The 15,869-nt window shown below is 30.0% G+C and carries 17 protein-coding genes and 1 riboswitch; of the genes, 14 read left to right on the top strand and 3 right to left on the bottom strand.

Translation table 11 applies throughout. The annotated features are described in order from the left end of the window. From ABWP20_RS03890 to ABWP20_RS03860, 7 genes are all read left to right on the top strand, one after another. A complete protein-coding gene (locus ABWP20_RS03890; protein WP_353093935.1) occupies positions 1-732 on the top strand; it encodes a Stp1/IreP family PP2C-type Ser/Thr phosphatase in 732 nt (243 codons plus the stop codon). Positions 733-745: 13 nt separating this feature from the next. Continuing rightward, entirely contained in the window at positions 746-2,701 is a 1,956-nt protein-coding gene (gene pknB / locus ABWP20_RS03885; RefSeq protein ID WP_353093933.1) for a Stk1 family PASTA domain-containing Ser/Thr kinase, read from the top strand. Between the two features lie 9 nt (positions 2,702-2,710). Beyond that, positions 2,711-3,586 carry a ribosome small subunit-dependent GTPase A gene (gene rsgA, locus ABWP20_RS03880; protein ID WP_353093931.1) on the top strand — a complete coding sequence of 292 codons (876 nt, stop codon included), beginning with the start codon at positions 2,711-2,713 and terminating at the stop codon, positions 3,584-3,586. A 1-nt stretch (position 3,587) separates the two neighbouring features. Further along, positions 3,588-4,235 (top strand): ribulose-phosphate 3-epimerase, encoded by a 648-nt coding sequence (gene rpe, locus ABWP20_RS03875; RefSeq protein WP_353093929.1) that lies wholly within the window; start codon positions 3,588-3,590, stop codon positions 4,233-4,235. A gap of 43 nt (positions 4,236-4,278) precedes the next feature. Next, positions 4,279-4,382: riboswitch (TPP riboswitch) on the top strand. A 58-nt stretch (positions 4,383-4,440) separates the two neighbouring features. Further along, the gene (thiT, locus tag ABWP20_RS03870) at positions 4,441-4,989 is read left to right on the top strand and encodes an energy-coupled thiamine transporter ThiT (RefSeq protein WP_353093927.1); all 549 of its coding nucleotides are present in this window, start codon (positions 4,441-4,443) and stop codon (positions 4,987-4,989) included. A 15-nt stretch (positions 4,990-5,004) separates the two neighbouring features. Next, a complete protein-coding gene (locus tag ABWP20_RS03865) occupies positions 5,005-5,640 on the top strand; it encodes a thiamine diphosphokinase (protein WP_353093925.1) in 636 nt (211 codons plus the stop codon). Between the two features lie 86 nt (positions 5,641-5,726). After that, positions 5,727-5,897, top strand: coding sequence for a hypothetical protein (locus ABWP20_RS03860; protein ID WP_353093923.1), 171 nt, complete (start codon positions 5,727-5,729; stop codon positions 5,895-5,897). A gap of 41 nt (positions 5,898-5,938) precedes the next feature. On the opposite strand, the gene rpmB is transcribed toward ABWP20_RS03860, so the two are convergent. Beyond that, on the bottom strand, positions 5,939-6,130 hold the full coding sequence (gene rpmB / locus ABWP20_RS03855; RefSeq protein WP_353093921.1) for a 50S ribosomal protein L28: 192 nt from the start codon (positions 6,128-6,130) through the stop codon (positions 5,939-5,941). 213 nt (positions 6,131-6,343) lie between these two features. Between rpmB and ABWP20_RS03850 the strand changes: the two genes are divergently transcribed. From ABWP20_RS03850 to ABWP20_RS03825, 6 genes are all read left to right on the top strand, one after another. Next, positions 6,344-6,700: an Asp23/Gls24 family envelope stress response protein gene (locus ABWP20_RS03850; RefSeq protein WP_353093919.1), complete on the top strand. Its 357-nt coding sequence runs from the start codon at positions 6,344-6,346 to the stop codon at positions 6,698-6,700. A gap of 18 nt (positions 6,701-6,718) precedes the next feature. Then, complete coding sequence (locus tag ABWP20_RS03845) at positions 6,719-8,356, top strand: DAK2 domain-containing protein (protein WP_353093917.1); 1,638 nt, start codon at positions 6,719-6,721, stop codon at positions 8,354-8,356. Between the two features lie 54 nt (positions 8,357-8,410). Beyond that, positions 8,411-10,471, top strand: a complete 2,061-nt coding sequence (gene recG / locus ABWP20_RS03840; RefSeq protein ID WP_353093915.1) for an ATP-dependent DNA helicase RecG — start codon at positions 8,411-8,413, stop codon at positions 10,469-10,471. Positions 10,472-10,534: 63 nt separating this feature from the next. Then, complete coding sequence (rsmD, locus tag ABWP20_RS03835) at positions 10,535-11,092, top strand: 16S rRNA (guanine(966)-N(2))-methyltransferase RsmD (protein WP_353093913.1); 558 nt, start codon at positions 10,535-10,537, stop codon at positions 11,090-11,092. Positions 11,093-11,104: 12 nt separating this feature from the next. Continuing rightward, positions 11,105-11,587: a pantetheine-phosphate adenylyltransferase gene (gene coaD / locus ABWP20_RS03830; protein ID WP_353093911.1), complete on the top strand. Its 483-nt coding sequence runs from the start codon at positions 11,105-11,107 to the stop codon at positions 11,585-11,587. A gap of 5 nt (positions 11,588-11,592) precedes the next feature. Beyond that, the gene (locus ABWP20_RS03825; RefSeq protein WP_353093909.1) at positions 11,593-12,039 is read left to right on the top strand and encodes an ATPase; all 447 of its coding nucleotides are present in this window, start codon (positions 11,593-11,595) and stop codon (positions 12,037-12,039) included. Here ABWP20_RS03825 and spoVV read toward each other — a convergent pair. Then, positions 12,032-13,249 carry a dipicolinic acid transporter SpoVV gene (spoVV, locus tag ABWP20_RS03820; protein ID WP_353093907.1) on the bottom strand — a complete coding sequence of 406 codons (1,218 nt, stop codon included), beginning with the start codon at positions 13,247-13,249 and terminating at the stop codon, positions 12,032-12,034. The two genes, ABWP20_RS03825 and spoVV, sit on opposite strands and share 8 nt — an antisense overlap. 53 nt (positions 13,250-13,302) lie before the next feature. After that, positions 13,303-14,547, bottom strand: coding sequence for a nucleotidyltransferase (locus ABWP20_RS03815; protein WP_353093905.1), 1,245 nt, complete (start codon positions 14,545-14,547; stop codon positions 13,303-13,305). 114 nt (positions 14,548-14,661) lie between these two features. Between ABWP20_RS03815 and ABWP20_RS03810 the strand changes: the two genes are divergently transcribed. Next, complete coding sequence (locus ABWP20_RS03810) at positions 14,662-15,858, top strand: acetate/propionate family kinase (protein WP_353093903.1); 1,197 nt, start codon at positions 14,662-14,664, stop codon at positions 15,856-15,858. Positions 15,859-15,869: the final 11 nt, after the last annotated feature.

Here is a 15,869-nt window from a genome sequence, read left to right as displayed (position 1 = left end):
ATGGTCATTGGTTCGATTTCTGACATAGGTAAGATTAGAGAGAATAACCAAGATGTTTTTTATGCATCTCAAGATGCATCTTTTCCTTTATATATGGTAGCCGATGGAATGGGAGGCCATAAAGCAGGAGAGGTTGCCAGCCTTATGGCAAAGAATATTATTGAAAATAACTTTTTAAGAGAAAAACCTAATCTTGTAAATGAAGAAATAATAATGAAATTAATTAAAGAATCAATAGAGGAAGCAAATACAAAAATATATTTAAAATCCCTTGTAGATGAAAAATATAATGGCATGGGTACAACTATAACTTTAGCCTATATATTTAAGGATAAAATTTGTATAGGACATGTAGGAGATAGTAGAGCCTATTTAATTAGAGAGGGAGATATATTTCAAATAACTGAAGATCACTCATTTGTAAATGAACTTTTAAAGACTGGAAGTATAACAAAGGAAGAGGCAAAAACTCATCCGAAGAGAAATATGATAACTAGAGCCGTTGGTTCCAGTAGTATTATAGAAATGGATTTAGTAATTAAAGAATACCATAAAAATGACATATTGTTATTGTGTAGTGATGGCCTTTCTAATATGTTAAAAGAATTTGAAATTAAAAATGCTTTCATTGGAGAAGATGATATTCAAAAATCCTGTGAAACTTTAGCAGGTATGGCTAATAATAATGGTGGATTTGACAATATTACCATAGTTGCTATTAAATTTAATTAGATGAGGTGAAAAGATGATAGGCAAGATTTTAGGCGGAAGATATGAAATAATAGAGCAGATTGGCGGAGGAGGCATGGCCTTAGTATATAAGGCAAAATGTCAGCTTTTAGATAGATTTGTGGCTGTAAAGGTTTTAAGGGATGAGTTTGTAAATGATGAAGAATTTGTTAGGAAATTTAGGAGGGAATCTCAAGCTGCTGCTAGTCTTTCACATCCAAATATAGTCAATATTTATGATGTTGGTGTTGAAAGTGACGGAGACAATCAAATCCATTATATTGTAATGGAATATATAAAAGGTAAGACATTAAAAGAGATTATAAATGAAAAGGGTAAATTATCCATAGAGGATTCTCTGGATTATTCTTATCAAATTGCAGAAGCTTTACAACATGCCCATAAAAACCATTTAGTTCATAGAGATATAAAACCTCATAATATTATGATTACTGATGATAATAGAGTTAAGGTTACAGATTTTGGTATTGCTAGAGCAGCAACAAGTTCAACTGTAACTACAACATCCAATGTATTAGGCTCTGTTCATTATTTTTCTCCAGAGCAAGCTAGAGGAGGATATACTGATGAGAAATCAGATATCTATTCTCTTGGTATAGTTATGTATGAAATGCTTACAGGGAAACTACCTTATCAAGGTGAAAGTCCGATAACAGTCGCCTTAAAACATGTACAGGAGGATATTAAACCTCCAAGAGAATTAAATAGTGAAATACCAGTAGGGTTTGAAAATATTATTTTAAAATGTGTACAAAAAAGGCAAGCAGATAGATATACAAATATTACTGAATTAATAAAGGATTTAAGAAAATTAAGAGGAAATCCAAACGAGTTTGGATTTGATAATATGGACAACTATGATTCTCATACTAAGATAATTCCTATAGTTGATGTAGAGGATGATGAAACTGTGAAAAGCAAAAGGAAAGTAAAAAATAAAAAAAGCATGAAAAAGAAAGATGGCAGCGGAAAAATTATTTTTTTAGGAATTTTTTTAGCATTTTTATTAGCTACAAGTTTAGCTTTAGGTTATTTTAAATTAAAAAGTTATTTTGCTGCTGGAGATGAAATTACTGTTCCTAAAATAGTTGGAGAGCAAGAAGAAGTAGCTGAAAAAATGATTCGAGATCTTGGTTTGAATTTTGAAGTTGAATCTAGAGTGAAGAGTAATGAATTTGGAGCTGGAAAAGTTATTACTCAAAATGAACCTGAAGGCAGCAAAGTAAAAAAAGATTTTACCATTATAGTTACAGTAAGTGAGGGAGCTAATTTAGTAAAAGTTCCTAGTTTTGTAAATAATGATTTAGATAGGGCAAAAGAACTAGCTGCAGAAGCTGATTTACTTATTAGAACTGATTATGAAAATTCAGATACAGTATCTGAAAATATAGTTATTCGTCAAACTCCAGATAGTGGCGATAGTGTTGAACCGGGAACTATAGTAAATCTAGTAATAAGTCAAGGAAAAGAAGTAAAACTTACAATTATGCCAAATGTAAGAGGAGATAATATTGAGAAAGCTAAAAATAAAATATTTGAAGCAGGGCTTAAAGTAGGAGATGTAATACCTCAACCAAGTGAAGATGTGGGGAAAGATATAGTAACTTGGCAAAGTTATGATCCAGGTACTGAACTAGAAACAGATACAGCTGTTGATCTATATGTAAGTAGTGGACCAAGTCAAGAAAATAACAATGAAGAAAATAATAATAGTAATAATAATGAAGATAAAGAAGGACCAATAACATTTTTAATAACTCCTCAACCAGATGTAGAAGAAACGAGAATTAAAATAATAAAGATTCAAGATGGTGTAAGTGAAGTAGTATATGATAAAACACATAAGGCTACTGAGGAACCATTTTATAAGACATTCAATGGGAAAAAAGGTTCAGTGTTTGAAATATACTATAATGATGAATTTAAAAAGAGACAACCTAAAAACGAATAGGGGGCTTTTATGATAAATGGGATAATAGTTAAAGGTATTGGTGGATTTTACTATGTAAGAACAGAATCAGATATAGTAGAATGTAGGGCAAGAGGTGTCTTTAGAGAAGAGAAACTGACTCCCCTTGTAGGAGATAAGGTGAGAATTAGAATAAGTGCTGAAGATAACAAAGGGTATATTGAGGAAATATACCCTAGGACATCTAAGCTTTTAAGACCTCCAGTAGCAAATATTACTCAAGCCATAATAGTCATGAGTATAAAAAAACCAGATATTAATTCTTGGTTATTAGACAGGTTTCTTATAATGGCGGAACATGAGAATCTAGATATTATAATTTGTATAAATAAATCCGATTTAGCCCCAGAAAAGGCATTAAAGTTTAAAACTATATATGAGAAAATAGGGTATAAAGTTATTAATACTAGTGTAGTAGAAGGTAAGGATATTGATGAATTGAAGGAGCTTTTGAATGATAATATATCGGTTTTTGCTGGCCCTTCAGGTGTTGGAAAATCATCTCTTTTAAATGAAGTTAACGAAAACTTCAAATTGGAAACTGGTGATATAAGTTCTAAGACTAAAAGGGGTAAACATACTACTAGGCATGTAGAACTTCTGGAATTACATGATAATGCTTTTGTTCTTGACTCCCCAGGATTTAGCTCTTTAAATATAGATTTTATTGAAGAGGAAATAGATCTAAAGGATTACTTTAAAGAGATATATAAATATGGGGATAAATGTAAGTTTATTAGTTGTTTACATGTAAACGAACCAGATTGCGAGGTAAAGAGGCAAGTGGAAGAAGGAAATATTCATAAGGAAAGATATGATAACTATTTACTTTTCCTCGAAGAAATAAAAAAAATTAGGAGGTACTAATATGGCTAAGATTGCGCCTTCATTGCTTTCAGCAGATTTTACTAATTTAAAAGAAGAAATAAAAAAAATAGAAAATGGTGGTGCCGACTATCTTCATTTAGATGTAATGGATGGTATATATGTACCTAATATTACTTTTGGACCTCCAGTAATTAAAAAATTAAGGAAAGCTGTGAAAATTCCTTTTGATGTACATTTAATGATAGATAGACCAGAAAGATATATTAAGGATTTTGTTGAAGCAGGTGCTGATCTATTAACTGTTCATGAGGAAGCAACTATACATCTTCATAGAACTATACAGGAGATAAAATCTCATGGTATTATGGCAGGTGTATCCTTAAATCCTGCTACTCCATTGGAAAATATAGAATATATATTAGGAGATGTAGATTTAGTTCTTATAATGACAGTTAATCCTGGATTTGGGGGACAATCCTTTATTGAAACTATGAAAGATAAGATAAAAAGACTAAGAAAAATGATTGATGATAGAAATTTAAACACTATCATTGAAGTAGACGGTGGAGTAAAGCTAGGTAATGCAAAAGAGATATTAGACTGCGGAGCTGATTTATTAGTAGCAGGATCAGATATATTTGGAGCAGAAGATATAGAATATAGAACAAAGGAATTTAAGAGGTTGTAAATTAAAAAATCTATGTTATAATGAAAGTAATTAAAGAATAAAGATTTAACACTAGGGGAGCCAAATGGCTGAGAGAGGATTTATTATCCCGACCCTTATTGACCTGAACTAGGTAATGCTAGCGTAGGCAAGTGTGTGTATTAGCCTTTGAATACCCATTGCCTAGGCTGGCAATGGGTTTATTAATTTAAAGGAGGAGTTTTTTATGAAAAAATGGAGTACTAAAATGATTGTAGAGGCTGGTATTATGTTAGCTTTAGCTATTGTACTAAGCAGAATAAAGATTTATCAGGCACCACAAGGTGGTTCTGTAACTGCTGGAAGTATGATACCTATATTATTATTTGCAATGCGTTGGGGAGTAGGACCAGGAATGATTGCTGGTATTGTTTTTGGAGTTTTGAAAATTATATTAGGGGCATGGATATTTTCACCAACACAAGCCGTATTAGAATATCTTGTGGCTTTTGGTTTCCTAGGATTTGCAGGACTATTATCTAAATGGGATAATAATGATTCAAAATTAAAATATTATTTAAATATTGCTTTATCAACAGCTTTAGCCATAGGAGGAAGATTTATATGTCACTTGCTTGCAGGAGTAATTTTTTTCAAGGAATATGCTGGAGATAAAAATCCTTGGATTTATTCTTTAGGATATCAAGCAAGTTATCTAGTGCCTGAGTTTATAATTTCTACAATTATATTATTTTTAATATGGAAACCATTGCAAAAAGCTATAAAAGCAAATTAGAAAAGGGATGGGTGTATGAAAGGATTAATTGTATCTAGTGGTACTATAACAGATTATAGTAGATTAGAGTCGATAGTTAAACAAGTAGATTTTATTATATGTGCAGATGGAGGGATGAACCATCTAATAAAAATTAATAGAAAACCAGATTTAGTTATAGGAGACCTAGATTCCATTAACCAAATTTCATTAGAATATATAAAGGATAATGATATACCTGTAAAAAAATATCCATCTATTAAAGATGCAACTGATACTGGCCTTGCAATGGAATATTTAATAGATAAAGGATGCAAAGAGATTGTACTTATGGGAGTAACAGGAACTAGACAAGACCATACAATGGCAAATATACTTTTACTAAATGTTTTATATGATAAAGGGATTAAAGGAAAAATAGTAGATGATAATAATATTATTTACTTAACAGATGGTCATTTAGAATTGCCACGTTTAGAAAATCACTATATTTCTATTATACCTATAGTAGAAGAAGGAATAAATATATCCTTAAATGGTTTTTTCTATAATCTAGATAATGAATTTATTAAGTTTGGCTCTACTTATGGCATTAGTAATGAAATTGTAGACAGTGTTGGAATAATTAAAATTCATAATGGAAGGGCATTAGTATTTGTTTCAAAGGACTAGGCTTAGGGCAATTATCCTAAGCTTTTTTTGTAACCATTTTTCATATTTAGAATACAATATAATAAAGTATTGTAGGGGTGTTAAATATGAAGAGGTTTTGCTATAGGTATATGAGGAAGATGAAAAAAATAATAGGTATAACTTTGGCAGCTGTTGGATTTCTAATAATTATAAAATTTATACCTATAGAGGCGGTTCTGATATTAATTGGAATAGGGCTACTTGTAATGGGGGCATTGATATTAAAAATAAAATAAGGCTTACCATTTGTGCATGGAAGCCTTATTTTATTTTGTAATTATAGTGCTCTTTCAACATATCCAGATCTTAAACATCTAGTACATACATTAATTTTTTTAGTTCCACCATTAACAACAGCTCTAACAGATCTAATATTAGGTGACCAACTTCTTGAATTCTTTTTATTTGAGAAAGTAACTTTGTTACCAAATACTTTTCCCTTACCACAGATTTCACAAACCTTCGACATGAAAAACACCTCCTTAATCTACTACTGAAAATACTTTAAAGTATATTTTCTACATTTCAATAATAACACATTATATTCTAACACAATAATTAGTAAAAATGCAACCAAAATGTATTATTATCTTTATTATAATCATAGGATTTAGTTGAACTATTTTAATATTTAGGGTAAAATATAGAATATGGTATATTGAAAATAAGGAGGCGATTATATATGCCAGCCAAAACAAATACTGAATATGGAACAATTAGCATAGATGACAATGTAATAGCTACTCTTGCAGGTATATCTGCTATGGAGAGTTACGGTATAGTAGGTATGGCTTCTAAGAATGCTACAGATGGATTATTTGAGTTGTTAAAATGGGATTATTTATCTAAAGGCATTAAGGTATATACAAAAGATGAAAAATTAACTATTGATTTACATGTTATATTGGAATACGGAGTAAGGATATCTGTAGTTGCTGAAAATATAATTGAAAGGGTTAAGTTTAACGTTGAAAATTTAACTGGTCTAAAAATAGACAAAATAAATGTACATGTACAAGGAATAAGAGTTGAAAAGTAGTTTGAGGAGGTACTATAATTGAAAATTGAGATTCTAGATGGGGCAATGCTAAAAAAAGCCTTAGCTGGTGCAGCAAAGTTCCTAGAAGATAATAAAGAGGAGGTAAACTCCTTAAATGTTTTTCCTGTTCCTGATGGAGATACAGGTACAAATATGTCCCTTACAGTAAATTCTGCTATAAAACAAGGACTTAACCTTGATGAAGATAATGTATCTAAAATAGCATTAGCTACCTCACATGGATCTTTGATGGGAGCTAGGGGCAATTCTGGCGTTATTTTATCCCAGCTTTTTCGTGGGTTTGCAAATGGTTTAGATGGAAATGATACTGCTGATACTAAAATACTTGCCGAAGGATTTAAACAGGCTGCTGAGACGGCATATAAGGCAGTTATGAAACCAACAGAGGGAACCATTTTAACTGTAGCTAGAGAATGTGGAGAATATGCTATTTCTATCTGTAGAGAAGAGAAGGATATTTTAGTTTTTCTTAAAAAGGTAATAAATCATGGAGAGTTAACTCTCAATAAAACTCCAGAGATGCTTCCGGTTTTAAAGCAGGCTGGGGTTGTAGATGCTGGAGGTAAAGGCTTAATTTACGTCTTAATGGGTGCTTATAATGCATTGGCAGGTATAGAAACTGTTGAAATTAAAATGGAAGAGAAGAAAGCTGAGCCAAAGCATCAACAAGAACATATAGATACTGATGATATTAAATATGGTTATTGTACAGAGTTCATAGTAAATACTAATTATAAAGAAATAGATTCCTTTAGAAATGAATTATCTACACAAGGAGATTCTTTAATGGTAGTAGGTGGAGAAGGACTAATCAAAGTCCATGTTCACACAAATAATCCTGGAGTGGTACTTGAAAAGGCACTTAGTATTGGAGAGTTAACAGATATAAAAATTGATAATATGAGATATCAGCATGAGGAAATTTTATTAAAATCGGAATTATCAAAGTCTAATGATGAAGAAAATAAAAAGTTGGAAAAGGAATATTCTTTTGTTGCAATATCCATCGGAGAAGGAATTGATGAAGTATTTAAAGGTCTTAATGTAGATGTATTGGTTTCTGGTGGGCAAACAATGAACCCAAGCACAGAAGATATACTTAATGCAATTGATAATACATTAGGTAAGAATGTATTTATACTTCCTAACAATAGCAATATTATTTTAACGGCAGAGCAAACTAAGGAGCTTAGTTCTAGGAATGTAATAGTTATTCCTTCTAAGACCATACCTCAGGGAATTGCTGCATTACTTGCTTTTGATGAATCAAAACCACTAGAGGAAAATATAGATGATATGAAGGAAGCAATAACCTTTGTTAAAACAGGTCAAGTTACTTATTCTGTTAGAGATACAGAATTAAATGATACAAAGATATATAAAGATGATATTATTGGAATTGCTGAAGGCCAGATAGTATCAAATGGTAAAGATATAAATGAAGTTGCTGTGAAATTGTTAGATAATATGGTTGATGGCGATACTTCATTGATTACAATTTTATACGGAAGCGATTTAGATGAAAAGTTAGCTAAGGAATTAGAAGATGAATTATCTAGTTTATATAATGATATAGATATAGAATTGGTATTTGGCGGTCAGCCTATATATTATTATATATTTTCTGTAGAATAAAACCCTACCCTTTGGTGGGGTTTTTTGATATTATTAATTAGGGGGTGATTATATATGAAATCATTATCCGCAAATATTCAATATTTAAAAGGTGTAGGTCCTAAAAGAGCTTCTAGATTGAGAAGATTAAATATAAATACTATAGAGGATTTAATATATTTTGTTCCTAGGGATTATGATGATAGATCGAAGTTTAAGACATTGAGAGAATGTCAATTAGGAGAAAAAGTAAGTTTAGAGGTTGAGGTAATTGGTAAGGCTATTGTATTAAGACCGAGGAGGAATTTATCTATTGTAAAAATTCCTGTTAGAGATAGCTCTTATAATGCCTATTTGGTATGGTTTAACCAAGAATATTTAAAAAACAAGTTTGTAATTGGAGAAAAAATAATAGTAAATGGTAAGATCAATAAAGCGGGTATGGAGATTCAAATAATGAATCCTATCTTTGAAAAATCAGGTACTATGGATAAAGTAGGCAGAATAACACCAATATATTCTTTAACAGAAGGATTGACTAACAATGAAATAATAAAAATCATTAATTATTCTATTAGTGAGTATATTGATGAAATTGTAGAGTTTTTGCCTCAGGAAATAATGGATAAATATGAGTTGATTGGCATTAAAGATGCTATTACAAATATTCATTTTCCTAAAAATAATATTCTATTAGAAAAAGCTAAAAGAAGACTTTCTTTCCAAGAACTCCTAACATTACAAATGGGACTTTTTCTTATTAAGAATAAAAATTTTAGCAATAATAAGGGTGTTAGATTTAATAAGACTATAGAAATAGATAAATTTATTGAAAAATTGCCTTTTAAACTTACTAATGCGCAAATCAATGTTTTTAAAGAAATTGAAATAGATATGGAAAAAGATACTCAAATGAACAGGTTGGTACAAGGAGATGTTGGTTCAGGGAAAACTGTAGTAGCAGTTCTTGCAATGTTTAAAGCAGTATTATCTGGATATCAGGCTGTAATGATGGCTCCTACAGAAATCTTAGCAAGCCAGCATTTTGAGTCATTAAGTAATTTTTTTGCAGGATATAATATTAGGACGGAATTATTAATTGGAAGTATTTCTTCTAAAACAAAAGAGGAAATATTATTAGATTTAAAAGAAGGTAAAATAGATATACTAATTGGAACTCATGCTATAATTCAGGATAATGTAGAATTTAAAAACTTAGGTTTGGCTATTACTGATGAACAGCATAGATTTGGTGTAAAGCAAAGAGCGATTTTATCCCAAAAAGGTAATAACCCTGATATAATAGTTATGACTGCAACTCCTATTCCAAGGACTTTAGCCCTTATTTTATATGGAGATTTAGATATTTCAATTATTGATGAACTTCCTCCTGGTAGAAAGGAAATTGAAACATATGCAGTTGGTCCTGAAATGATAGAAAGGATTAACAAATTTATTAGAAAACAGATTTTAGAAGGAAGACAGGCATATATAGTATGTCCTTTAATTGAAGAAAATGAAACCTTAGATTTAAATGCAGCTGAGGAATTATATATAAATTTTAGAGATAATATATTCAAAGAATTTAATCTTGGACTGTTGCATGGTAAAATGAGACCTAAAGAAAAAGATTTAATTATGGAAGAATTTAAAGAGCATAAAATTGACATATTAGTATCTACTACAGTTATCGAGGTAGGTGTAAATGTACCAAATTCTAATATTATGGTTATTTATAATGCAGAAAGGTTTGGGTTAGCTCAATTGCACCAATTAAGGGGAAGAGTAGGAAGAGGAGAATATCAATCCTATTGTATATTGATAAATGAAAGTAATAATCAAATATCTAGGGAGAGAATGAGAATACTGCAAAGTTCTACTGATGGGTTTAAAATTTCTGAAAAAGATTTGCAATTAAGAGGACCTGGAGAGTTTTTTGGAACTAGGCAACATGGATTACCTGAATTAAAGGTAGCAAATTTATTTACTGATATGGAAATTTTAAAGCTTGCTCAAAAAGAAGGCATAAATATTATAAACAAAGATTCAAACTTAATGTGGGAAGAACATAGTGAGTTAAAGAAAAAGATAGAAAACATGTTTTCAAATTCTGAAGAATCTTTAACTTTTAATTAATTTCTGTTTTAAAAATCATAATATATGATAAAATAATACTTATATAAGTGAGGAGGTAAATATTTGAGGGTTATATCTGGTTCGAAGAAAGGACATAAATTAAAGGCACCTAAAGGAATGAGTGTTAGACCAACAGAGGATAGAACTAAGGAATCCTTATTTAATATATTAGGTCATATAGATGAAGATAGTATTGTATTAGATGCATTTGGGGGTTCTGGCTCTATAGGCATAGAATTTTTAAGTAGGGGATCTAAGACTTGCTATTTTGTAGATAACTCTACTGAAAGTATAAATACTATAAATGAAAATTTAAATCATACAAAATTTTTAGAACAAAGTATTGTAACTAAATCCGATATTTTAGCTGCAATGCTAAAATTTAGTACAAAAAAATTGACTTTTAATTATATTTATTTGGATCCTCCTTTTCGTCAAATAGGATTAGTCGAAGAACTTCTAGAAGTCATTGATAAAGAAGAAATTTTAGCCAAAGATGGCTTGATAATAGTAGAGCATGAAAAGGAATTAGATTTAGAAGATAATTTATTTGGATTTATTAAATCTGATTTTAGAAGATATGGCAGTAAGTCCTTATCATTTTATAAAAGAGAGACATAGGGAGGAAATTTTATGAAGGCAATATATCCAGGTAGCTTCGATCCAGTTACATATGGTCATTTAGATATTATCGAGAGAGCTTCTAAAAAAGTTGAACATCTTGTTGTGGCAGTATTAAATAACCCATCTAAGAAGAGTGTTTTTTCTTTAGAAGAAAGAATTGAATTATTAAAAGAGGTTACAAAGGAGTTTCCCAATGTGGAAATAGATTCTTTTTCCGGACTTCTCACTGATTATGCAATGAAAAAAAATTGTACAACTATGATCAGGGGACTTAGGGCTGTTTCAGATTTTGAATATGAAATGCAGATGGCATTAGTTAATAAAAAGATAAATAGAGAAGTTGAAACCCTTTTTATGGTATCTAGTAGTAAATATGCATACTTAAGTTCAAGCATTGTTAAAGAAGTAGCTATGTTTGGTGGAAATATTTCCTGTTTTGTTCCCGAAGTTGTTGAACAAGCTTTAAAGAATAAAATTAGAGGAGGAATATAATATATATGGAGGTCTTAAGATTAATTGATGAAATCGAAGATATTGTAGAAGCAGGGACAAGCTTACCCTTCTCAGGGAAAGTTATGGTGGATAAATTTGAAATTTTAGAGATATTAAAAGAAGTTAGAATTAAATTACCAGATGAAATTAAACAGGCAGCATGGATTAAAGATGAGAGGCAAAGAATTTTAGCTGAGGCTCAAAAAGATGCAGATACGGTTTTAAAAGAAGCTGAATATAGATTAGAAGAATTAGTTGATCAAGAAGAAATTACAAAAAAAGCAGGTTCCAGGGCAGAAGAAATAATAAATAAAGCACAGTCTAATGCTAAAGAAATTAGAATTGGTGCCATGGAATATGCTGATAGTTTACTAGAAGAAACTCAAGAAAACTTAAAGGAATTAATTCAATTATTAAATGAAAATCGAAAAGAACTTAGAGGCTCTAACTGAGCCTTTTAAATATTCTATATATTGATGAAACAATTATAGACGATAAAAACATATATATACTTAAGGTTAGGACAAGTTTTGCTGAGCTAGTCAATAGAGAAATCCAATTATGAAAATTAAATTGTATATTAAAAGGTATCGGATTATAGAAAGTGGTTTGTACATATTCTTGATATTTTAGTAAATATAATATGTATCCTAATATAGATGATAATATTCCGTGGAAAAATTTTGCTAGAATATATAGTCTACTATTTATATCTGTGTTATTAATAAAGCTAAGTGCTTGGCTATGGACAGAAAAACCGCTCCATCCGATTACGAAATTAATTACTAGTATTTTGCTAATAAGACTTGCATTTGAAATGGCAATATTCTTACAACCTATTGTCATTTCAAAAAAACCTATTATTGTACCTTTAATCAATTGGGAATCTAAATTCAGCAAATTACTTAGAGAATACAAAAGTCTGTCTAAAAGTTTCATACTAAATAATATTTCAACTAATACTGAGTAGAATATTACTAAACCCCCTATTAATATTATAGTGTCCATACTTTCTTTGACGGATTTTGTTATTAAAGGACCTAGGGGTTTTTTTGTTTTTGTCCATATAATATAGGATTCTTGGATTTCTTTTAATATATTTCTTTTTTCCATTGGAAGAAATCTTCTATTACCTGATTTATAGAAACTAAAAAATAACCCTAAGATTAGTACAGATAGGTAATGGGGAGCAATAATTAATGGTGCAATTTTAGGATCATTTAACATTCCAATACTGACTGCACCCAACATAAAAAGAGGACCAGAGGTACTAGTAAAACATATTAACCTGTTTGCTTCATTTTTAGTTATTAGCCTCTCTTCTCTTAATCTAGAAGTTATTTTGGCACCTACGGGATAACCGGATAATAAGGACATTGTCAATGGAAAAGCAGATTCCCCTGGCATATTAAATAATGGCTTCATTAACGGTTGCAATAGTTTCCCGACAAAATCAACAAATCCTAATCCTATAAGTATTTCGGATATAATAAAAAAAGGTAAAAGAGAAGGTAATACAATATTAAACCATATAGTTATACCAGATGCTGCACTCTTTAAGGAAAGTTTAGGATTAGCTATTATACCTACTAAGACTATAATAATTACTATTAAAAACAATGTCTTAGAATTAAATTTTCTATATCTTTTTATAGTTTTCATGTCTGCACCCCCTATAAATCATATTATGAATTATAAGGGGACAATATGATGTATTATTTAATATAAGGTGAAGTATAATAATCCATGTTTGAGATGGCATTTAAAGGATCTAATCCAAGAAAAAAGATATCTGTAGCCTTTTTATCAAACATAAGTATTTCTTCTAAATCTTCGTTTTTAAAGTGTTTATAATCAGCAAATTTTGTTATAATAGGTAAAGAAGAATTTTCTTTAATTTTCTTTAATAAAATTAAACCATTTTTATTTGCACCTAGGACTCTAATATAAGAAGGATAAGAGCTGTACAGCCTTTTAAAAGTATCTATATCAAGTTGAGTTAATAGATGAATGAATAACCTCTGGATACGAGTTCTTGGATATCGCTTCGTTACAATATTATCAATTATTTCTTTGATATTATTGTTTCTATATCCTTGATCAATTATTCTATTTTCAAGTCCATTTTCAATGTCTATTAGGGATTGGATTTTATTTTTTTTTATTGTACGAATAAGATATAGAAAAATTTGATTATAATTTTCTATATAATTAAAACTCTTGTATTTTCCTAAATATTCTTCTAAACAACAATATGTTTCAATAGGTAATAAATCTTTAACATAGTTTAAATTTTTAGTTTTAATTAAATTTCTTATGGCAGTTGCACTGGCAAAACCATCAGATAAATATAAATCATTATAATCATTGCCTGAACGCTTTATTGTTACAGGAGTTATTTTAGAATTAATTTTAATTAATGCCTTTAGATACTCTATCCCTAATATATTATTAGATTTATTAAGTATTTTTTTATAATCATAATGATTGTTTGGGGAAATAATATTAATATATTCTTCCAAAGCATTACTTCTTGATATTGAGTAAGATAATCCATTAGATAAATGATGTTTTAATCTTTCTTTATAATACTCAGGTTCATTTGATAGTATAGATGATATTTTTATCAATGGTTCTAGTTCTCCTGATTCACTGCCAAAGGCTACATAATCTACTATATTTAAGCTATCCATCAACTTAATTCCACCATAGGCGAATAATTCTGCACTTTGGGATGAAAATATAAAGGGTAATTCTAATATTAAATCTACCCCATTATCTATTGCCATTTTAGCCTTAGTCCATTTATCGACAAAGGAAGGTTCACCTCTTTGTAAAAATGAGCCGCTCATTATGGCTATAGAAAAATCTGCACTGGTTTTTTTGATAGATTGTTCTAAGTGGTATTTATGCCCATAATGAAAGGGATTGTATTCAGTAATAAACCCAACAACTGTCATAATAACCTCCAAAATATATTTTCTTTAATTATATCATGTTGATTTTTTAACACAAATGTAATATTATGAATTATAGACAAAAGAACAATTAATTAATTAGGAGGAATAAAAAGTATGAAGATTCTTGTAATTAACTGTGGAAGTTCTTCACTAAAGTATCAACTTATAGATATGAATGGAGAAGAAGTATTATGTAAAGGACTTGTAGAAAGAATTGGAATAGAAGGTTCTAAAATAAAACATGATACTACAGGAAAAGAAAGAGTAATAATTGAAGAGCCCATGGCTGACCATAAAGTTGCATTAGGTTTAGTTCTTAATGCTTTGATTGATGAAAATCACGGAGCAATAAAATCTATGGATGAAATTGGAGCAGTAGGACATAGAGTTGTACATGGTGGAGAAACATTTGCTTCATCTGTTGTAATTGATGATGAGGTTATGAAAGTTCTTGATGAATGTATAGAGTTGGCACCTTTACATAATCCACCAAACATTACTGGTATAGAAGCTTGTAAGGAATTAATGCCAAGTACACCAATGGTTGCAGTGTTTGATACTGCTTTCCACCAAACAATGGAAGCTGATAATTATATATATCCTATACCTTATGAATTCTATGAAAAATATAAGATTAGAAGATATGGTTTCCACGGTACTTCCCATAAATATGTATCCTTAAGAGCTGCTGAAATATTAGGCAAAGATATTAAGGATTTAAATATTGTTACATGCCATTTAGGAAATGGTTCTAGTGTATGTGCAGTACAAGGCGGAAAATCCATGGATACAAGTATGGGATTTACTCCATTGGAAGGATTAGCAATGGGAACTAGATCAGGAGATATAGACCCAGCTATAATTCCATTTATTATGGATAAAGAAAATATGAGTTTTGAAGAAGTAAATAATATGTTAAATAAACAATCTGGTGTATATGGTATCTCAGGAATAAGTAGTGACTTTAGAGACTTAGAAGTAGCTATGAATGAAGGCAATAAAAGAGCAAAACTTGCTCTAGATGTTTTTGTTAATAGAGTTAAAAAATATGTTGGAGCTTATGTTGCTACTATGTGCAGAATAGATGCTTTAGTATTTACAGCAGGTATTGGTGAAAATTCAAGCTATATTAGAGAAAAAGTTTGTGAAGGATTAGAGTGTTTAGGCATCAAGATTGACTCAGAATTAAACGATGTAAGAGGAGAAGAAGCTAAACTTAACAAAGATTTAACTTCTGCTACTATACTTGTTATTCCTACAAATGAAGAATTAATGATAGCTAGAGATACATTAGAATTAGTATCTAAATAATATTATTCTTG

It is taken from the genome of Tissierella praeacuta (assembly GCF_040396155.1).
GTDB lineage: Bacteria > Bacillota > Clostridia > Tissierellales > Tissierellaceae > Tissierella > Tissierella praeacuta_A.
The sequence above is the reverse complement of the archived record's forward strand: the minus strand, read 5'-3'. Positions and strand labels throughout refer to the sequence as shown.